The organism is Phycisphaerae bacterium (assembly GCA_019636475.1).
In the GTDB taxonomy this organism is placed as follows: Bacteria; Planctomycetota; Phycisphaerae; order UBA1845; family UTPLA1; genus JADJRI01.
This window is the reverse complement of record JAHBXN010000001.1, coordinates 197,641-217,269: the sequence shown is the minus strand read 5'-3', so window position 1 is coordinate 217,269 and position 19,629 is coordinate 197,641. Positions and strand designations below refer to the sequence as shown.

The following is a 19,629-nucleotide window of genomic DNA, read 5'->3' as shown; positions in this document are numbered from 1 at the left end:
CGAACGGCGGCGAGCCTGTCTGAGTGATTCAACGGAAGAGGGAAGAGCCGACTTGTGTGTCGAATGTCTCGCCCTCGATTTCAAATATCGGCTTGGGATCGAATCCGAGCCAATCGTTGATCGCCTGACCGAAGACCGCTCGGAAGTCAACGTAGTAGGGCAAGGAGTCCTTTGAGAGATCCGATGTCGTCACATTCTGGCCGTGAAGACCGCCGTTGACTCCCGGTCCGACGAGCACCATGTGGCCGGCATAACCATGATCCGTCCCGGGGCTCCCGTTTTGTTCGTTGCGGCGACCGAATTCGCTGTAGAAAGCAACGCAGGTTCGGTCCCAGAGACCCGCGGTCTGCATATCGGCGACGAACTGCGCGAAGTGGTTGTTCACTCGCGGGAAGAGTGTCGCATTGGCCTCTCGCTGTGAACCGTGGGTGTCGAATCCGTCATATCGAACTTTCACGATCTGGGTTCCGAGGTCTGCCGACGCATACTGTGCGGCGCGGAAAAATTCGCCCCGCGCCGGGCCGGTGGATTGAAAACCCTCAGTGCGCGCGCGAAGGTCCGCTCCGCGCTGATCGATTCTGGCGTATGTGTCGATGATGCCCTGCTGAATCGGATTGCTTCCTGACTTCGCGCGTGCCAATCGAGCGAATGCGTCGGCTGCCGCGCGGCGATACGTGTTGTCAGGATAGCCGTAGTTCGACGGATTCCCGATTTCGGCGGAGTCCAGAACTCCGAACGGCTCGTTGAAATACAGCTTTCGGAGTCTTTCATACCACGATGCGCTCGTTCCGGTTCCCGAGCCGAGATTGCGGACTCCGTATCGATAGATTTCCTGGCTTTCGAAGTGCGATCCGTTCGCGTTCGGATATGCGCACTGCTGCACGAATGCGACCTGCCCTTGAGCGTACAGATCGGCGAGAAACTGGAACTGTTTGTTGATGCCGTAGTCCGCATTATCGCCGAGCGGGACCACCTCATCGGCCGTCAGCGCCAGGTCGGGGCGTTTGCTGATGTAGGTGCCGTTTCGGTAGGGCGCGAGCATGCTCAGTGAATCCAGTCCGCCCGAGAGTTCACAAAGCACGAGCAGATTTCCGGTGCCGGCCATCGATTGGGCGTATGTGGCCGCAACCGAATTCAACAGACCGTTTCCGATGGCCAGCGCGCCAGCGCCACCGAGGCTTCGACGCAGAAAACCTCTTCGACTGAGCGTCAACTTCTTGCATTCGTCGCAACCGTTCATCGCGATCTCCTCGCTTCAGGTCGGCCCGATGAATTCCATGGGCGCTACAATACCTTTGTTGGTGAGAATTACCGGCCGATCACGTCTTCGTGCATTGCCATGAGGCGGATCAATTCCTGGACATGGCGTGGCTGATAGTCAGGATTCTCGAGGTGGAAAGCCAGGTGCCCGTTCTGGTCGAGAACTTCCACGTAGATGTCTTCTTCATCGGTCGTCAGATGCAGGTGAAACACGTCGGCTATCATGCGGACCATGTCTTTGCGGACTTCTCGCTCGGACCATCGACTGCGCGGAGGCAGGAGGTGGTAGGGCAGTTCGGGTGTGCGATCGGGTCCGTATTCCATGGTGCGTCCGAGTGCGCGCACCCTTGAGATGATCCACTGATCCTGCATCCATCCGAGGTCTTCGTCCCAGCCGTTCACGCCTTCGGGATTTAACATGTCGAGTCCCGCGCCGGCCAGATCGTTTACGACGCGATCGAGGATGTAGCCCTGGGAGTCCTCTGAGTACATCCTCATGTCGAGCGTCCTGGCAACGCCGACGAAGTGCTCGACCGGAGAGGTCACCTGGTTACCGCGTGCGTCATCGGAGAAGAAGGCCCTGGACGTCAGGATTCTTCGCACGAGCGGGGCAATCTCCCAATTCGCTTCGCGGAACACATCCGCGAGGCGGTTGACCTGTGCATCGGTTGGATGATCGTGAATGAACAGACGGAACAGATTTCGCGCGACATACCGCGCCGCCTCGGGCTGCGCCAGCGTCAGATCGGTCAGGCTGATGTAGTCGTAGTTGGCCGGCCCCGAGGTGCGACTGGGGAAAATGTTCTTCAGCGTCTCGTCGTGGTTGTTGAGGTCGAAGATCGGTCGAGCGTCTTCTCCATTCTGCCGAAGTAGCGTGATGCCGGTGAATGCCCGAGCGCCTTCGCGGATGTCGTCTTCGGTATAGAGGACGTCGCGGCCGAGGGTGAACAACTCCCAGAACTCACGGGTGTAATTCTCATTTGGTTTGGCCTTCGGGCTATTGGCTCCGTCGAGCCAGATGAGCATCAGCGGATCCAGCGTCAACTGTTTGAGAAACTCCCGGTAGTTGCCAAGAGCGTTACTTCGCAGCATCAGCCAGTGTGTGACCGCCAAATTGCGGTCGCGGTCCGACAGGACGCGGCGCGACGTGGCGAATCGGTCATGCCAGAAAAGGGCCAGTCGTTCCCGAAGCGGATTGTTGCCCTGCATCAGGAAGACCATCCAGCGCTTGGGAATGTTGTCTTCGTAGGTGGCCGCGAAATTCCGAAACTGATTGGTCTCGGGAACAATCGTCAACAGCTTGTCGACCGTCTTCTCCAGGCCGTCGGCGACCGCCTGCTCCACCTGGCCGGGCGTTGCACCGAAGGCAGCTCGCCGTAGCAGGCGGTAAGCGTTGTCAGAAGTGAATTCGCCTGTATACGTATCAAGTGACGTATCCAGGCCGGGGATGTCGATCGGATTTTCCCCGTTTGGATCGCATCCGACGGAGCCAACACACAGTACGGCCGCAAGAAAGTGCAAACTGACCTTTGTTTTTCGTGACATGGTCCCATCCCTCGAACGTGCCCGGCCCCGGTGCCGCGAACCCGCGACGGTGCACACCGGCTCATGATTCGCGCGGAAATCCGGGCGAATGTGTTGCAAGGCGACATCAGAGTTCTACGCGATTCCGCGTCCACCAGGATTCAATGCCAGGCTGTCAGAAATTTTTGTTGGTGTGTGCAGGCTTGCGCGGGAGCATCCTGACTCGCCGCACCCATACCCTATTGCCCGCCCAACTGTCCGGCCACAGAAAATTGAAGGTCGCCTTCCGCGAGGCGCTTCGTTCACTAAAATTCACAGTCGCCCCCAGTGCATCGGCGGATCATGCCGATCGTGGTGCAAGTCGATCATGTGGAGCTCAAATCGTCTCCGATGGCGACTGTTTGTGCGAGGAACGTATTGCCGGTTGCCGGTGCTTGATCACTGCGGTTAGAAAATAGGTAAGATACGAAGGCAGATCGTGCAACCGAAAACGGGTCCCAATTCGTCACAAGAGAGTGCCCCGCGATGCCGGTCCGCGAATAGTCAGGGAATGCGTCGGAATCGTGTTGACACCAGCAGTTGCTCGAGTCCCAATGCGATCAATGCGACCAGCAGCGGTGGGGGAAACCGAAGGCCGCCCAGGTCGATCCAGCGGTAGGCCAACTCCTCGTAAAGGTAATATCGTTTTTCGTCGACCTCGCTGCGCTCCAGCCTATCGATCTCCGCGTAAATCCCCTCCAACGATGTCGCATCCGTGGCACGAAAGTAACGGGCGTTCGTCGTATCGGCCACGAATTTCAGCAGTTCCTCCCCGATACCCGCCGACTGCTGTGCGATCAGCGCGCGGCCGAATCGGACCTGTTCCGGTGGCGGCACGACTCCGATGGTGTATATCTTGATTCCGAGCGCGGCGGCGGCTTTCGCGGCCTCCTCGGGTCCGTGCCGACCGGCGTTCTGCTCGCCGTCGGTCAATAGAATGACGGCACGGCTCGTGAGCTTGAAGTCATCCTTTTTGCTCATGCGTCGGGCGATGTTACGAATTCGTTCCACGCCCAGCAGTAGTGCATCGCCGATGGCCGTTCCGCCTTCTTCGCGCGTTACGGCGGGCCGGACCTCTCGCAGTGACCGAACGATGTGTTCGTGGTCCCAGGTCAGCGGGCAGACCGTGTCGGGATATCGTGCGAAGACTGTCAGCCCGATGAGATCGTCCGGCCGACCAGGCAGTTTGTCGCCATCGCCTTTGATAAATGCCTGGACCACGTCTTTCACGACTTGCAGCCGAGTTTGCGGCCGACCGTTCCTGTCGCGAAAATCGGGCTCGTCCATGCTTCCGGAGCGATCGATGACGAGTTCGAGCGCCACCCCCTCCGTTTTGATGCGGGTCATTTCGTCTGCCTTTCGCGGTCGGGCGACGGCGACGACGAGCATGATGATTGCGATGGAGCGCAGAATCGGCACGATCACGCGCGCTCGCACGCTCCAGCTTCGGCTTCCGAGCTGCGCGAGCGGCTCGACCGACGAGAAGCGGATGGTGGCCCGGCGCCGCGGATTCCGCCACGCCCTCCAAACCCACGGCACGAGGACGACGGCAATCAGCAGCGCCCAGGGATGGACGAAGACCTGGTCCAGAATCATGCGGGAGCCTCCGCCTTCGTGGCGACCGGCTCGAGTGATGCACCCGATGCGGGGGATGTCTCGCTTTCGGCCGTCTGCTCAATGAACTGCCGAGCCGTCCGTCCGACCCATTCGATTTCATCTTCCGCGGGTATCTGTCGTGCGTACTTGACCGGGTCGCATGCTGCGATGAACCGGTTGAGTCCGGACCTGAGCTCTTCCGTCAGCGGTAGGGCATCGCGCATGCTGCGAATAAACTCCTCGCTCGTCTGTTCACCAACATTGACTCCGAAGCGTCGCTCGATGTACTGACGGACCAGACCATTCACGCGGTAGTAGTACTCCTGAAACATCCCGCGGCCGATCAGATTTTCGGCGGTGAGGCCATCGAGTTCTCTCAGCGCCCAGACGTGCGCCGGAATCGGAGGCGCCTTGACGGATTCGGACGTGCGTGCAGGCCATTTTCGTGCGATCCATCGGACTGTCCATGCAAGAAGCGCTACCGCGGCCAGCGTCCCCGACGCCCACCAGAGCAGTCGGTAGTCGAATGGTACGGGCACTTTCATCGGGCCCTTCAGATCCGCCAGATGTCCTTCTACCGCGATGGCAATCGGATCGGTGGTCAGTTGATCGCGATATATTTCGGTGGAGCCGTCGGCCTTCGGACGCGGATCCTCAAACGAAAACTGCAACGCAGGAATCGACATGTTGCCAGGGATCGCGCAGATCAATTCAAATCGCCACTCGGCGCAGTTGTGAAGCGCTTCGCAGTCAGGCTGGGAATCCGAGGATCCCGTGACTTTGAAATCGCCGAGGAGTCCCTCGATTTTCGGAATGGCCACCCTCACGCCTTGCTCCGCCATGACGTCGAGCTTGAAGACGACGGGATCGCCGATCGCCACGCGGTCCCGATCGACGCTCGTAGTTACCGTGAGCGGACCGTTGCGGGCGGTTTGCGAGATCGGCCGGGCGGCAGGCTGTGAGGAAGGCTGGGACTGGGCGGCGGGCCGTGAGTCGTGACAGCCGGTGGCCGTGATGGACAGCAGCAGGCTGCTGACGATGCCCGCTGACAGTGATCGCCGCAGTCGATGGCGTGACGTGTGCTGATGCTCGATCGCGAATCCGGGCTGATCGCGGTGTGCTTCGCGCCGATGGCCAGTTCGGGTAATGGAAGGACCAAGTGCCATGTGTGCGGTGGTGCCTGTTACTCCTGTTGATCGCATCGAGCGACAATTCGCGCGATGGGGATCGGCAGGGTGATCCGTCAATCGCCTTTGACAGTTGGACGAGTTCGGCGTCCCAATCCTGTCAGAAACTCCGATGCGTCGGTCCGTACGATCGCATCAATCCGCACAAATTGGCGGCTTGGCCAGGTGATGGCTCGTGACAGTCTGATACCAGTTTGCAATCTGAAGCAGGCGGCCTTCAGCAAAATGCGGCGCCATCAACTGCATGCCGACCGGCATTTGCTCGCTGGTGAAACCGCACGGGATGCTGACAGCGGGGATACCGGCCAGATTGGCCGCGCAGTTGTAGATGTCGGCGAGGTACATTTCGAGCGGATTGTCCCGTTTCTCGCCGAGTCGGAATGCCGGCGTCGGCGTCGTGGGCGACAAAATCACATCGCAGTGGTTGAAGGCGTTTTCAAAGTCCTGCTTGATGAGCGTGCGGACTTTCAGTGCCTTGAGGTAGTACGCGTCGTAGTAACCGCTGGACAGTGCAAATGTGCCGAGCATGATCCGACGTTTGACTTCGGAACCGAACCCTTCCGCGCGGCTCGCGCTATACACGTCGAAGTAGTCTTTCGGATGGGCTGTTCGATGCCCGTAGCGGACGCCGTCGAAACGGGCCAGATTGCTCGACGCTTCTGCCGTGCAAACCAGGTAATAGCAGGCGATGGTGTACGGTGCGTGCGGGAGGTGGATTTCGCAGATCTCCGCGCCCAGCTTTCGGTAGGTGTCAATGGCCGCTTCCACGCGTGCGCGAGTCTCCGGGTGGAGCCCATCGCCGAAGTACTCGGCGGCGATGCCGATCCGGACCCGGCCCGGAGATTCGTCGAGCATTGCGGCATAGTCAGGCACCGGGGCATCCACGCTGGTCGAATCGCGTTCGTCGCGTCCGGCGATCACCCCGAGCAATTCGGCAAGCCCGCGAACATCGGTCGCGACCGGTCCGATTTGATCGAGGCTGCTTGCGAAGGCGACCAGTCCGTATCGCGAAACGCGGCCGTACGACGGCTTGAGCCCACACACGCCGCAGAACGATGCCGGCTGGCGGATTGAGCCGCCCGTTTCGCTGCCCAGAGCGTAGGGCGTTAATCTGGCCGCCACAGCCGCAATTGATCCGCCCGACGATCCGCCGGGAACGCAATCCAGGTTCCATGGATTGCGAGTCGGAAAGTAGGCGCTGTTCTCCGTTGAACTGCCCATCGCGAATTCGTCCAGATTGGTTTTCGCGACAATGACGGCCCCGGCGGCGTGCAGCCGTTCGACGACGTGGGCGTCAAAAGGGGATTGGTAATTTTGCAGGATGTGCGACGCGCACGTCGTGGCTCCTATCTTCGTGCAGATATTATCCTTCACGGCGACGAGCGCGCCGTGGAGCGCTTGCCGTGAGGATTGTGCATCAAGTGATCTGGCTCTCGAAAGTGCGGAATCGTCGAGCACTGAGATCACGGCTCGAATCCGCGGATCGAGTGAGCGGATGTTGGACAGCGCGGCCTGAGTTTTTTCAAAAATGATGCCCATTCCGAATCGCTATGCGTCCATGTGATCCAACACCTTCGGCACTTTGAAGTAGGGTGGTGCGGAATCGGGGGCATTGGCCAGGGCGAGTTCCGCGCCGAGCGACGGCCGAGGCGCGTCGTCGCGGAGCACGTCACAAACGGGCAGGGGATGCGCCGTCGGTTCGACGCCGTCGGTTGGCACTTCGTTGAGCTTTTCGATGTAGCCCACGATGGCTGACAACTGTGCGCCGTACCGCGTGATCTCCTCGTCGGAGAGCTTCAGGCGCGCCAGATGGGCGATGTGCCGCACCTGTGATTCGTCGATTCCGGTCTCCATGAGACAGCGTTCCCAAAAAAAAGACGATGCCGATTCGCTCGACATCGTCGTGTATTATCATCGATTTGTATGCGCGTAAAGCCGGGCGGGAATCAGGCTTCGGCGGTTGCCTCGGGCTTCCACGTGCGCTTCGGCGGCTTGACGATCAAGCCCATTCGAATTGCCTTGGCGGAGACCTTCAGGCGTACAATCCGACCATCAATCAGAGCGCGAACCTTCTGGATATTCGGCTTGAAAGTGCGGTGGGTCTTGCCGGTTACCTTGGTGCCGACGCCACCCAGGTACTTGGCCTTACCGCGGTGGGCATATTGTCGGCCGGCTTTGGTTTTCTTTCCGGTGAAGTAACACACGCGTGGCATGAGACACCTCGATCATTGAACGGCAAAACAGTTCCAAGTCGGGCGAATATAGGGGATAATGGTCGTGCCATCAAGGGCATTTCGCGGTGGGAATTGCCGGCCCCGGTACCAGTGGCGGCCATCTGACGGCGCTTCGGAAACGGGACGTATCGGGGCGTCCGATAGCATGGCGGGTTCTGAAGCCTGAAATCGGATCCCGGGAGCCGAGGGGCCGCCGCACAGCGAAATGTGCCTGGCTGCAATTTCAAGCCGGATCGTGCGTTATGCCAATCGAGGAGCGAATGGACGACGCAGCCTTGTCGGAAGTCATTCGAGGCGCACAACGCGGGGAGGCTGCCGCGTTTGATCGCCTTATTGACTGCTTTGGTTCGCGCGTTGCCGGATTCCTCTACCGGATGACCGGTTCGCGGCAGGACTCCGAGGATCTGGTTCAGGAGGTATTCCTGCGGGTGGTAAGAATGCTCCCGGCGTATCGGCACGACGGCAGGTTTGAGCCCTGGCTGTTTCGAATCGCGGCGAATCTGGCCCGGGATCGTATTCGCCGAACCAGGCGATTGCGGAACCATGCCGGCGAGGGCGACTCGGCTTCCAGAACGCCGGATCAGAGTCTGGGAGGAGCAGCGCGGCTGAGCGAGTTGGAGAGCGCCGTCGAAGACGTGGATGCCCGGCTGGTACATCAGGAGGAAATGGACGCATTGAACGCAGCCCTCCAGGAGATGCCGGAAGCAGAGCGTGAGGTTGTCATGCTCCGCCATTTTTCGCAGTTGTCATTTAAGGAAATCTCCGAAGTGACGGGCATTCCCCTCGGGACGGCGCTGGCGCGATCTCATCGCGGGCTCGCCCGGTTGCGCGAATGGCTCACCGACGAGGGGAGAAGCCGACGAGCGGCAGCGGGCAGGAAGGCGATGTCCGGAGGTTGACACTACCATGAATGAGTCAGACCGCAAATTGCTGATGGAGATTGATGAGTCGGAAGCATGGCTCTCCCGATTCGAAGTCCCCCTGTCTTTCAGTCACCGGCTTGAAGAGGTGAAACGCGCGGTCCGCTCCGAGCTTGCCGCAGCCGATGCGTCGCGGCGTCTCGAATCCGCGTGGCTTAACCGGCTCCGGCCGTGGCACGGTTCGATGGCGGCGGCGGCAGTGCTGGCGATCTGCGTCGGCGTGGCCTATTTCTCATCTGCCTTCTCGCCATCAACGGATGATGCGATTCTGCTTGCCGACCGGGATGCGGCGATTGAAGCCGAGATGGGCGCCTTGGTGAAGGTGTTGTCGGCGTCGGGGGATCGGCTGTCCGATCTGGAGGAGCTGGCCGGAACCGATGCGTGGGCGATCGATGACGTGTCGTTCTACCGCGCTTTCGAGGAAGCGTTCGGGGATTGGCCGGAATCGGACGGTGCGACCGATCGGACCGGCGCGATGCTTGATTCGACAGCGCGATCGAAGCGATCTGGAGAGATTTCATGACGGAGTACAGTTGCGTCCGAATTCGCAAGGGTTTCGTTTGCTTGGCGCTTTTCGGTGTGATGTTTCTGCTTTTGGCATCCGGCTCGATGCGAGTTGTTTCGGCCGACGACCCACCGAAAGCCGACAATGCGACCACACAGCCCGACGGCAGGAAGGTCGAACAGCACGACGGCAATGCCGACCGTCCGCCGCTTGGCGGGCCGGCCGTTGATCGGCCGCGCAGGCCGCGGCGCGACGCGGGGTCGAGCGATGACGGCTCGGCTGACCAGCCGAGGCGGGGCAGAGGCTCACGTGACGGTCGAGAGATGGACCGGGGGCAGGGGGGCGAGGGCGATCGTGACATGCGCGAGCGGCGGTGGATGCGGCCACCTCATCCGGATTCGGACGAGGACGGAGGCAGGCCGCCAAGGCCGGGACCGATGGGGCCCGACGGCATGCGTGAACGCTTTGCACCGCCGCTGCCACCGGATGTGAAGGAAGCGCTGGAGTCGATCATCCGCGAGGAAATGCCCGAATTCTTCCGGCGAATGTCGGAATGGCGAGAACGTCATCCCGAACGATTCGATCGGGCGATGGGTAAGTTCTATCCACCTCTTCGCGAGTACGTCATTCTTCGAGAGCACGATCCGGCGCTTGCGGCGACGGTGCTCGAGGACATTCGCCTTGAGCTTCAGTTGCGAAAGCTCAGCATGGAGTATCAATCGCTGGACGAGTCGTCCCCGAGGCGCGCTGAACTGGAACAGGCGATGGCCGAACGCGTTCGACGTCAGATTGACATTCGACTTGAGCGTCGAGAGGCGCGGCTTCGCATGTTGTCGGAGCAGCTCGAACGCCAGCGAATTGAACTGCAAACCGAACGCAGCCGAATCGAGGAGGTCTCGGCGCATCGCCTACAGCAGATTATCAAGGAAGGCGCCGACGATCCGTTCTTCCGGCCCGATGGTCGCGGCCCTCGAATTCGTGGCGATCGGCGCGAGCCGGGAGACCGCGCGGGCGACAACGATCGATCCCGACACGACGATGAGCCCCGTTGGCGCGGGCCAAGAGGCCAGGCTCCGCGAGACTCGGACCGGCCGACCGATGAGGAGTGACTGAACGCCGGGTTTGTGATAGTCAGGCGTCGCGTCGGTAGTTCAGTTCAGTTCAGTTCTTTCAAAATGGCCGTCAGCAGTTTCCAGGACTTCCCGACTGACTCGATGAAAACACGTTCTTCGGGGCTGTGTGCGCCTTGAATCGTCGGCCCGAGCGACACCATGTCCACATTGCCGACGAGCTTGCCGATGATTCCGGTTTCCAATCCCGCATGAATCGCGGACACCTTTGGTGGCGTCTGAAACAAGTGTTCGTAAATCCGCTTGCAGGTGGCGAGCAGTGGCGAATCGGGGTTCGGTTCCCAGCCGGGGTACTGATTGGCGTTGGTGATTTCCGCCCCTGAGAGTCTGCCGATTGACGCAAGCTGGCACTTCGTGAATTCGAGCATCGAGTCGGACGAGCTTCGAGAGAGCAATCCGACAATGTAGCTCGCTTCCTTTTCTCCGGAGCGGAATTCGATCGTGGAGATGTTATTTGAAGTCTGCACCAGCCCCGGTACGCGCGGATGCATGGCAATCACGCCTGACGGAAGTGCTACGATTGCCTGAAGCAGACGTCGTGAATCGTTCGCCGGGACAAAGTCGCCCGCATCGCCGCGCGGCACGTGTTCGACACAAATCCTGATGTCTGGCTCGAACGATTCGGCCGCGCACTCGTCCCGGACAATCTTCGCGGCCTCTTCGAGCGCTTTGCGCAAGCCTGTTGCCCCCGAGACCAGGGCATGAGCTTCACGCGGAATGGCATTACGCTTGCTGCCGCCGACGACTTCACCGAGGCGGATTCCGGCGATGTTTGTTCCGGTGAGCGTCCGAGCCAACAGGCGGATCGCGTTGGCCCGACCTTCGTGAATGTCGCAGCCGGAGTGCCCGCCGCGAAGTCCCTCCACCACCAATCGGCACACTTCGGACGAAGACTCTGCCGGGCTGGCCGCGAACTTCCATGTCAGATTCGTGTCACATCCTCCGGCGCAGCCGATATAGAGGGCGTCGTCCTCCTCGGAGTCGAGGTTGATCAATCGCCGCCCCCTGAACGACTCTGGGGTGAGCGCTTTGGCTCCGCTCATGCCCGCTTCTTCGTCGATTGTCAGAAGGATTTCCAGTGGTCCGTGCGACACGTCCTTCGATGCCGCGACTGCCAGTGCCATCGCGACGCCGATGCCGTTGTCCGCGCCGAGGGTGGTACCCTCGGAAACGACGATTGCCTTGCCGGTTTTTTTGTCCGTGTCGACCTTTACCGGGAGTGGGTCCTGTTCCCAGTCAAACTTTGTGTCGCGGTTCTTCTCGCACACCATGTCGAGATGCGCCTGCAGAACCGTCAGCGCCGCCGCCTCGCGGCCGGGCGTCGCGGGCGCCGAGATGACAAGGTTCCCAATCGGCTCCTGTTTCACTGCAAGGCCATGACGTGTGGCGAACTGCTTCACATGTTCGCGAATCTTGTCCTCCTGCTTGGATGGGCGCGGTATGGCCGTCATCTCGGCAAAGATACTCCAGACGACCTGCGGCTCCAGCGCGGCGACTTGTTTTCGACCATGGTCTGACATGCGAAGCGCCTCCTTTTGTTGGAACGAAACCGGGGCGGATCAAGCGATCAGGCCGCGCCGGTGCTGCTCTCTGCATCGTCGGTCGCCGCCGCTGCCACGTCAACGTGTCGGAGGACGAACTTGCGATAATAGGTGATTGCGAGGCATGTAATTGGAATGGCGAGTATCAGACCGAGAAAGCCGAGCAGTTTGGAACAGATCAGCAATCCGAGAATGATCGCAACCGGACTCAGACCGGTTGCCTTACCCATCACGCGCGGCGCGATCAAACCTTCCTGAATGATCTGCACACCGGCAAATGCGATGCCCAGCCACATGAACGAAGAGATCAGGCTGCTGTCCCCGCCAAGCGATCGCATGACCGCCAGCATCGCCCCGGGAATCAGGGCGATCATCGGCAGGTACGGAACCATCGTCAGCAGCCCGATGATCAGTCCGAACGGCACGGCCATCGGCAGATTGATCATCGAAAAGGCGACGGCATAGAGCACCCCCGAGATCGCTGCGATCACGAACTGCCCGCGAAAATAGCGACGAAGCACCGCTTCGAATTCCCGAAAGAATTCGATGACGTCCGAGCGAAAGTCAGGTGGCAGAAAGGACTTCCACGTTGCCAGGTAAGTCGGAAAATCCAGCAGCATGAAAAGCAGATACAGCAGAATGACAACGATCACCGTCGCGCCAAGCAACAACTCCACGAACACGTTGATTACCGTGATGCCGCCGACGGCCAGTCGGCTGGCGAGGTCCAAGACCAGCGAGCGAAATTCCGTCGTCTTCACGAACTCCATTGCATCGGCCAACACGGTGCCGACCGGCGTGCCCTCGACATGAGCCAGTAGGCGCTCCAGGCGAACGGAGCGCGGCTGCGATTCAGCATCATTCAGATAATCCGCCCAGCCTTCCCACAGCTCTTGCAGGCCGAGCGTGGACTTTACCGCGACGGTTGTTGACTGGGACGTTGGTTGACTGGTCGCCTCGGATGTGACGGAAACCGGTTGATTCTGCGCCCTGCTCGCACGCAGATTTGGCGCGGGCGACGGCATGAGTGCGGACGTAAGATCAGCCCTGAGCTTGCGAATATCGTGGTCGAATCGGCTGAACTGGTGTGCCACCATCGGCACGGCGATGACGATCATCGCCATACCAACGATGAAGATGCCTGCAAACGTGTAGCCTACGGCAAACGCGCGGGATTTCGTTCGTTTTTCGAGTTCCGTGACGAGCGGATTCAGAAAATAGGCCAGCGCCGCGGCGACCGCGAACGGGACGAGCACGTCCGACAAATATCGCAGCAGTAGAAACAATCCCAGCGCAACCAGCGTCGTGAGGACCATCCGCACGACGCGATCAAAGGTATATGGTCGCGAGGAATCGAATAGCATGGGATACAGGCTCCGTTCGAGGGTGCATTTGAACGGACGCCCTCTGGCTTGGCAACTTCCGGAAGGCCGGCATGAGCTGATGAACCCGACGATCGGCGCCGATCGCGCGAGAGGCGGGCGCAATTCCCGCATCGCGCGATGGACGCCGTTGCGAGTTTACAGGCGCTTTCAGCCCGGCCGGCGCGGCGGATTATCCCTGTTTGATCGTGATGCGCCGGGCTTGCGCGTCAGGGCGCTTCGAGAGCGTGATCGTCAGGACACCGTTTTTGAAGGTGGCGTCGACTTTTTCCGAATCGACGCTGCTGGGCAAGGCCACGCTTCGATGGAACGCACCGTGCTGTCGTTCGATGTAGTGGTAGTCTCGCTTCTTCTCTTCGCGCTCGTGGCGTTTTTCGCCGCTGATCGTAAGCACGTTATCCGTCACCTTGATCTCAACGTCCTTCGGATCGACGCCCGGAAGTTCGGCGGTGACGGTGACGTCCTTTTCCGACTCGGCAAGATCGATCTGAGGACCCCATGACAATTCGGTACCCGTCTCGTCTCCGAACGCCGCGCCAAACGGGTCGCGGATCATTCGATCAAACAAGTTGTCCATCTCGCTTCGCAGCCGCGCGAGCGAAAACTCGGGACGCGACAGGCCACGTTCTTCTCGCTTGGTTTTCCATGGAATCAGATTCATGTCAAAAGCCTCCATTCCAGTTGATCGGGCATGACGGTATTGCCCACCCTGACCACCTTCCCGGCGTAATGAAGCTGTCCAATGTTGTCACCCTGGCGACGATGCAATTCGCCGAGCGGCGACGTTCGCTCAAGGTCTGGTTTACATTCCCTTGACCGCGATCTTTTTCGGTCGAACGGCCTCTGCCTTCGGCATGGTGATTGTCAGCACGCCGTTCTCCAGCTTGGCGGTGATCTTGCTCACATCGACCTGTTCATTCACTTCAAAGGTCCGTCGATAGTTGCCGACACCATATTCGCGAAGCAGGTAGCGCGTCCTGGCGTCTTCGCGCCGAGGCCGGACGGCCGCTTCAATCGTCAGATTGCCACGTTCGAACTGGATATCCACGCCGTCGGGAGTCGCTCCGGGCACATCTGCGACCAGCACCATCGCATCAGGCTCTTCGAAAATGTCGACTGCCGGCGAATACCGCCGCACCACGCTAGGCTCGGTGCACTGGGTCTTCTTGTTTGCATCCTTCTTTGCTTCAATCTCTTTTGCAACCATGGTCATATACCTCCCGTGTCCAATTTGCGTGCAGCTGCCGCCCTGAATCTCCTGTCTCCGTTACTCGATTGCTTTGACCTGGATCTTGCGGGCCTTGGCAGTTTCGGCCTTGGGGAGCTTCACCAGGAGCACGCCATTTCGCAGCGTCGCCTCGACTCGATTCGCATCGATCTCGACCGGCAAAGTCAACATGCGGCTGAACTCGCCGTCGCCGCGCTCTTGTCGATGGATGGTCACGTTCTCATGTGGCGGCGCTTGCCGATGGCCCTTGATGATCACCTCATTGCCCAGCACTTCCAAGTCGAGATGATCCATCGAGAGCCCCGGAACTTCGGCTTCGATGAAATACTCGTCACCCTCTTCCCAGACGTTCAGAGGAGGAAAGGCGCGGGATCGATTCGCTGCGATGTCGACCTCAGGCAGGAAACCGTTAAGCAGTCGTTCCATGTCGCGGCCGAATTGGCCGAAATTCGCCATGGGAGAAATTCGTCGGAGCAACATGATTCTGGACCTCCTTAGGATGCCCCTGCTGGCGATACCCTGTCGCGACCGCCGCGACGGGCTCGACTTGACATGTTTCAATTTGTGTGCCAATGGAAGGCCTTGCGAGGTCGATCTCTAACTCTCGTATTTTAAGCTACTTAGGGTTCTGTCGAATTCGGGGTCCGAGAAGCGCCTGCCAGGTTGACCTGCCAGAAGCTGAAAAAGTGGCAATTTGAAACACACGGTGGGCCTCGTTTGAGATTTCCGGCGAATTATCGTTTCGGGGTGAGCAGTGATTCGCTCCGGTCTGTTTTGCAAATGATATGCAACAATCGATTGGCCCAGGCGGCTGCGGCAACTTCTCGAATTGGAACGGGCTCGTGACGCGTCATGTTGTTTCGGTCTACTGGATGACGCGTGGCTGGCGACGGAGGTGTCGCGCTCGATGCTCACCGGGACGCTCTGCATCAGGCATCGGCCGATTTGCGTCGATGCGGATCGGCGCGCTAAGATGTAATCAGGTTGTTGTGCCGAGTCGGGCGGCAGCGTGTCGTTCTGCCTCGAGTCGAATCGGGAGCCGCTGACGCAGTCTGTTGGAATTCGCGCCCGCGAACTTCTCACCAAGGGATACCGATGATTTCAAAGAAAATGAACTCCGCGCTGAATCGTCAGATCGCCAACGAGATGAACGCTTCGTTCAAGTATCTGGCGATGTCCTATCAATTCAGCGACATGGGCTTGCTGATTTTTGGCAAGCGTTTTCGACAGCAGTCCGACGAAGAGCGCGGTCATGCTCTTCGGATCGCGGATTACATTCAGGATGTTGGTGGATCGGTCGTGCTGGAGACCGTCGAGAAGCCGAAGTCGAAGTATCCCGGCGCGAAGTCGATGGTCGAAGCGGCCTTGGAGAGTGAGCGCACGGTCACCGCGCAGATCAATGATCTTGTCGACCTGGCGTTTTCCGAGAAGGATCACGCCACTCAGAGTTTTCTGAAGTGGTTTGTGGATGAGCAGGTGGAGGAAGAGAAGTCGATGAATGACCTGCTTCAGATGATGAAGTTGGCTGGCGACCAGAATCTGTTCCTCGTCGAGCACCGCATTTTGTCGATCAAGCCCGAAGAAGGCGTGCCCGGCGAGGATTCGGGCGGGGATTGAAGTGGTCGCCGCTTGCAGGTCGCGTCTGGATTCATGGAGGACGGGGGCGGAATCAGGGAATGTGTCGCGTTCGCCAAATCAGTGTGTTGGTTTCCGCCTTGCTCCTCGTTTGCGGCTGCAAGGAAGACCCGCAAGTGCCGCCGGAGAAACCGCGTGCGCCGGAGCCGGAGATTCCGCTCGATGTCACGCGCTTCGCCAAGTTCAACGCCGACATTGAGATTGTCGCCCCGAATCTTGTGTTTGTTCTGGAGACCGACGCAGTCGCCCCGAACTGGACCTATGTCACACTCACTTCGGCGCAACCGGGACCCGATGATGCGAGGGTGCTTTTCTACAGTCAGGAGCGCACGAAGCCACTGAGTGAGATGAAGGATTCGCCGATCGATTTTTCCTCTGGCTCGTCACTGGACCTTGGTGGCAACGGGTTTTTCTCGAAGTCGTTCGCCTATCAACCCAAACTGGCGACATTGGCGATAACGGATTTCGATGAAGGCCAGGTGCGTGGGAAAATCACCGGTGAATTCTACAAGTTTCGACTCGGGTTCCCCGCGGCCGGTCCCAGTGTGCTGAACGGAGAAGCCACATTCAACGCGACCATCATCCGGCGTGGCTCGAAGCCGCCCGCCGTGACTCAGCCGTCTTGAAGAATTTCACATCAACTATCTCTTTGGTTGGCAGGACGTTTTCTCCGAATCGCCTGCCGAATGTACGGCCTGAGCAGACCCGCGAGTTGTTCGGCATCCACACCGGTAAATTGTCCGATCGCTTCGGCTAATTCGCGCCCGTCGCTGACGGACTCGATCCGCGGCGTGAACGAATCGTCCGGCAGGAGATCGAAGGTCTCTTCATCGATCTCTCTATCAGTTTCGAAACGCAGTCCGGCGATGTCGAATTCAAATTGCCCGTACGGACCCAGGTGCATTCGCAGCCCATCCGGCGAAAGCGTGATGCTCAGATCCGCGTTCCAAAGACAAAGCAGGAGTCGTTTCAACGCCGCGAGCGCGAGCGTCAGTGCGACGGCCGCGCCGAATAGGAAGATCGTTGCTCTCGCGAAGAACTGCGAGAAGTCGTTCTGCCACAGTAGGCGCCATCGAACGTCCCAGACGGCCAGGAGTCCGATGATGCACGCCGCGGAGGCGCCTCGCCAGATCAGTCCGGCCAGCACTCTCGTGCGATCGACTCGGAGCTTGATCGTCGGCAGCGAGGCTTCATCGGATGAGGGGGTTAAGAAGTCCATTGTAGTTTGCGTCCGGAGTTTCCGCGTCTTGGGGGCTTCGTCGAGGCACCTGGAAAAGTGACCCATATGGCGCGGCGCCCGCTTCCGTTGAGAAACCCTCTATCGGTTTCAATCCCGCGGAAACGAGCCGGTCGAACAGCGCCAAATCAATCGAGGGCCAGAAACCATAGGTGCTGCGCAACCGCTTCATCTCGCCCCAGTCGACATAAACGTACTCGAAGCCGCGTGCCCGAAGCCAGCTGATCAACTCGATTGGACTCATTTTTTCCGCTGACTCGGCGAATTCATTGCGATTGAACACGACGCAATAAGAGACACCGCGCTCGTACCAGAACCGGCGGGCATCCGCGACGACGAGCACGCGGTGTCCATCGCGAAGCTCCCGATTGACTCGCTTGAGATGCGACGGCGCGACCGGCGAATCGACCTCAGTGAACAATCCGGCCCGGCCAAATAAGTCCGCCGCGAGATAATTGATCGGTGTGCCGCGGCCATCGGCTCGTCCCGTTGTGAATAACGCGATCACCGATTGGAAATTCCACGCGAAGATCGAGACTGCGGCGATCGTCCCCAGCATCGCCCCCGTCTTACCCATTCGCGATCGGACATCGGCCCACGCGAGAGCGGCGAAAAGCGTGCAAGGCGCTATGAGTACAATGGCAAATCGATCGACCAGATGCGTTAGTGCGCACCACGCCGTCGCGCCAATCAGGAGCATGCTTCCGCAATGCGCCATTGCCGCGGTGCGCAAAGGCCGGCGCCGCGGCTCTTGCACCGTCAATCCGGTCTGTTTACTTCGGCGAAGGAACAACAGAGCTGTCACACCTGCCGCGCCCATTGCAATCACCGGACCGAAATATCGGGATGCGGGCACCCGCTCCAGAAATCTTGCTGCGCGCCGAACCGGAGTGCGTTCTTCCGGAGGCGGTTGATGCCCCCGTTCCCATTGCTGCGCAAGTTCGTCCGTCCAGACGCCGTCGTTCGCGCCGAATACGCCGTAGCCCAATGGGAAAATCGGATTGCCGACCAGCGCGACATTCTTGATGAGCCACGGGGAAAAGGCGGCGATCAAACCAACCACGAAGAGCGCCGGCGAAGGAGCCGATCGGACAGCGGGTCGAGAAGCCGCGGAAAAGCTGGCTGTTCCGTCTCGACTGATCCATCGAAGGACCACGAATGAAACGAAGAGCGGAACAGCCGTCGAGAGGATGCCGGTGTACTTGCACCCACATGCCAGTCCGGCGCACAAGCCCGCGATGATCGACGAATCAGATGCAGCCCTAGTGTCATCCCGCGAGGCACGGATCGCCGCGCCCAAAGCCGCGATCGAAAACACCAGCAGGCCGTGTTCCACGTAGGCCAGCCCACTCAGGTAAACCAGAAACGGCGTCGTTCCGGCGAGCACTGCGGCCGCCGCGCCCGCGGAACGACCGAAGTCTCGCGCCACGACCCAGCATCCGAAGACAAACAGCATTCCCAGCAGGCAATGCACCATCTGGCAGGACAGCGCCGCCGCAGGCATGTCATTGCGCAGGATCATGATGAGCAGGTACAGCATTTCGACGTTAAATGGAAAGTTCGAATAGATGTTGTGTGGGAGGTAGTCGATGCGGCCTGCGTCGATAAAATCTCGCGGCGCACCGAGGTGATACTCGAGCGCGTCATATCCGCCGCCTTCCGCCGGCCAGAGCATCCCGGGCGGCATCGTCGCGGACAGGCACGCGAACGCAGCGAATGGAGCGAGCAAAGACAGGACCGCCGTCACCTTCACCAACAACGCCCGCTGTTCGGAAGGATCCTCCGGCGCAACGTCGCCGTGTTTGAAGAGCGAGCGGCCCAGCCATATTGCAAGGACACAGCCGATCGACTCGATCCCGATCCATGCTGCGCGGTTCATCATGCCCGCGGCACCGAGTCCGAGCATCAGCAGTGATGTGATCCCCAGCCCGATTGTGGCAGCGACGAAGAGCCGCCACCGTCTCGTGTCGAATTTCCATCGCGCGATCGCGGAGCACGCAAAGCCGAATCCCGTGGCCGCCGTCATGAGGAACAAGGCCAGTGTTCCATCCAGCAAGACGGCGATCAGCCCCAGCGGCGAAAGGAACGCGATGATGGCGAGTGTGAACGCGAGCGCCGCCAGCGTTGCCGCCGCAAGGCGTCGGCGAATGCCCATCATGGATTGTGCGATATTCTGACGCGAATGGGACTCTGGCACGGGTCGGGGCATTC

19 protein-coding genes are annotated in these 19,629 nt (G+C 59.8%); 5 read left to right on the top strand and 14 right to left on the bottom strand.

Going from position 1 to position 19,629, the window contains the following annotated elements:
• Positions 1 to 28: 28 nt before the first annotated feature.
• From KF841_00950 to rpmB, 7 genes are all read right to left on the bottom strand, one after another.
• Positions 29 to 1,240 (bottom strand): DUF1501 domain-containing protein, encoded by a 1,212-nt coding sequence (locus KF841_00950; protein ID MBX3393912.1) that lies wholly within the window; start codon positions 1,238 to 1,240, stop codon positions 29 to 31.
• Positions 1,241 to 1,308: 68 nt separating this feature from the next.
• A complete protein-coding gene (locus tag KF841_00945; GenBank protein ID MBX3393911.1) occupies positions 1,309 to 2,805 on the bottom strand; it encodes a DUF1800 family protein in 1,497 nt (498 codons plus the stop codon).
• 522 nt (positions 2,806 to 3,327) lie between these two features.
• Positions 3,328 to 4,419, bottom strand: coding sequence for a VWA domain-containing protein (locus KF841_00940; GenBank protein MBX3393910.1), 1,092 nt, complete (start codon positions 4,417 to 4,419; stop codon positions 3,328 to 3,330).
• Positions 4,416 to 5,621, bottom strand: a complete 1,206-nt coding sequence (locus KF841_00935) for a hypothetical protein (GenBank protein ID MBX3393909.1) — start codon at positions 5,619 to 5,621, stop codon at positions 4,416 to 4,418. The genes KF841_00940 and KF841_00935 overlap by 4 nt, the downstream gene beginning before the upstream one ends.
• Positions 5,622 to 5,741: 120 nt before the next feature.
• Complete coding sequence (gene gatA, locus KF841_00930) at positions 5,742 to 7,145, bottom strand: Asp-tRNA(Asn)/Glu-tRNA(Gln) amidotransferase subunit GatA (protein ID MBX3393908.1); 1,404 nt, start codon at positions 7,143 to 7,145, stop codon at positions 5,742 to 5,744.
• A 9-nt stretch (positions 7,146 to 7,154) separates the two neighbouring features.
• On the bottom strand, positions 7,155 to 7,460 hold the full coding sequence (gene gatC / locus KF841_00925; protein MBX3393907.1) for an Asp-tRNA(Asn)/Glu-tRNA(Gln) amidotransferase subunit GatC: 306 nt from the start codon (positions 7,458 to 7,460) through the stop codon (positions 7,155 to 7,157).
• A gap of 92 nt (positions 7,461 to 7,552) precedes the next feature.
• The gene (rpmB, locus tag KF841_00920; protein ID MBX3393906.1) at positions 7,553 to 7,819 is read right to left on the bottom strand and encodes a 50S ribosomal protein L28; all 267 of its coding nucleotides are present in this window, start codon (positions 7,817 to 7,819) and stop codon (positions 7,553 to 7,555) included.
• 281 nt (positions 7,820 to 8,100) lie between these two features.
• Between rpmB and KF841_00915 the strand changes: the two genes are divergently transcribed.
• The 3 genes from KF841_00915 to KF841_00905 are packed head-to-tail and all read left to right on the top strand — an operon-like array spanning position 8,101 to position 10,374.
• Entirely contained in the window at positions 8,101 to 8,739 is a 639-nt protein-coding gene (locus KF841_00915) for a sigma-70 family RNA polymerase sigma factor (protein MBX3393905.1), read from the top strand.
• A 7-nt stretch (positions 8,740 to 8,746) separates the two neighbouring features.
• On the top strand, positions 8,747 to 9,283 hold the full coding sequence (locus tag KF841_00910; protein ID MBX3393904.1) for a hypothetical protein: 537 nt from the start codon (positions 8,747 to 8,749) through the stop codon (positions 9,281 to 9,283).
• Entirely contained in the window at positions 9,280 to 10,374 is a 1,095-nt protein-coding gene (locus KF841_00905) for a hypothetical protein (GenBank protein MBX3393903.1), read from the top strand. The genes KF841_00910 and KF841_00905 overlap by 4 nt, the downstream gene beginning before the upstream one ends.
• A gap of 47 nt (positions 10,375 to 10,421) precedes the next feature.
• Here the strand turns inward: KF841_00905 and pepD are convergent, their stop codons facing one another.
• From pepD to KF841_00880, 5 genes are all read right to left on the bottom strand, one after another.
• Positions 10,422 to 11,915, bottom strand: coding sequence for a beta-Ala-His dipeptidase (gene pepD, locus KF841_00900; GenBank protein MBX3393902.1), 1,494 nt, complete (start codon positions 11,913 to 11,915; stop codon positions 10,422 to 10,424).
• A 47-nt stretch (positions 11,916 to 11,962) separates the two neighbouring features.
• Positions 11,963 to 13,300 carry an AI-2E family transporter gene (locus KF841_00895; protein MBX3393901.1) on the bottom strand — a complete coding sequence of 446 codons (1,338 nt, stop codon included), beginning with the start codon at positions 13,298 to 13,300 and terminating at the stop codon, positions 11,963 to 11,965.
• A 190-nt stretch (positions 13,301 to 13,490) separates the two neighbouring features.
• On the bottom strand, positions 13,491 to 13,994 hold the full coding sequence (locus KF841_00890; protein MBX3393900.1) for an Hsp20/alpha crystallin family protein: 504 nt from the start codon (positions 13,992 to 13,994) through the stop codon (positions 13,491 to 13,493).
• Positions 13,995 to 14,120: 126 nt separating this feature from the next.
• Positions 14,121 to 14,525 (bottom strand): Hsp20/alpha crystallin family protein, encoded by a 405-nt coding sequence (locus tag KF841_00885; protein MBX3393899.1) that lies wholly within the window; start codon positions 14,523 to 14,525, stop codon positions 14,121 to 14,123.
• A 60-nt stretch (positions 14,526 to 14,585) separates the two neighbouring features.
• Complete coding sequence (locus tag KF841_00880; protein MBX3393898.1) at positions 14,586 to 15,026, bottom strand: Hsp20/alpha crystallin family protein; 441 nt, start codon at positions 15,024 to 15,026, stop codon at positions 14,586 to 14,588.
• Positions 15,027 to 15,641: 615 nt separating this feature from the next.
• Between KF841_00880 and KF841_00875 the strand changes: the two genes are divergently transcribed.
• Complete coding sequence (locus KF841_00875) at positions 15,642 to 16,163, top strand: ferritin (GenBank protein MBX3393897.1); 522 nt, start codon at positions 15,642 to 15,644, stop codon at positions 16,161 to 16,163.
• Between the two features lie 59 nt (positions 16,164 to 16,222).
• Positions 16,223 to 16,807 (top strand): hypothetical protein, encoded by a 585-nt coding sequence (locus tag KF841_00870; GenBank protein MBX3393896.1) that lies wholly within the window; start codon positions 16,223 to 16,225, stop codon positions 16,805 to 16,807.
• 11 nt (positions 16,808 to 16,818) lie between these two features.
• Here the strand turns inward: KF841_00870 and KF841_00865 are convergent, their stop codons facing one another.
• Positions 16,819 to 17,400, bottom strand: coding sequence for a hypothetical protein (locus KF841_00865; protein ID MBX3393895.1), 582 nt, complete (start codon positions 17,398 to 17,400; stop codon positions 16,819 to 16,821).
• Entirely contained in the window at positions 17,372 to 19,627 is a 2,256-nt protein-coding gene (locus tag KF841_00860) for a hypothetical protein (protein MBX3393894.1), read from the bottom strand. Before KF841_00860 ends, KF841_00865 begins: the two co-directional genes overlap by 29 nt.
• Between the last annotated feature and the right edge of the window lie 2 nt (positions 19,628 to 19,629).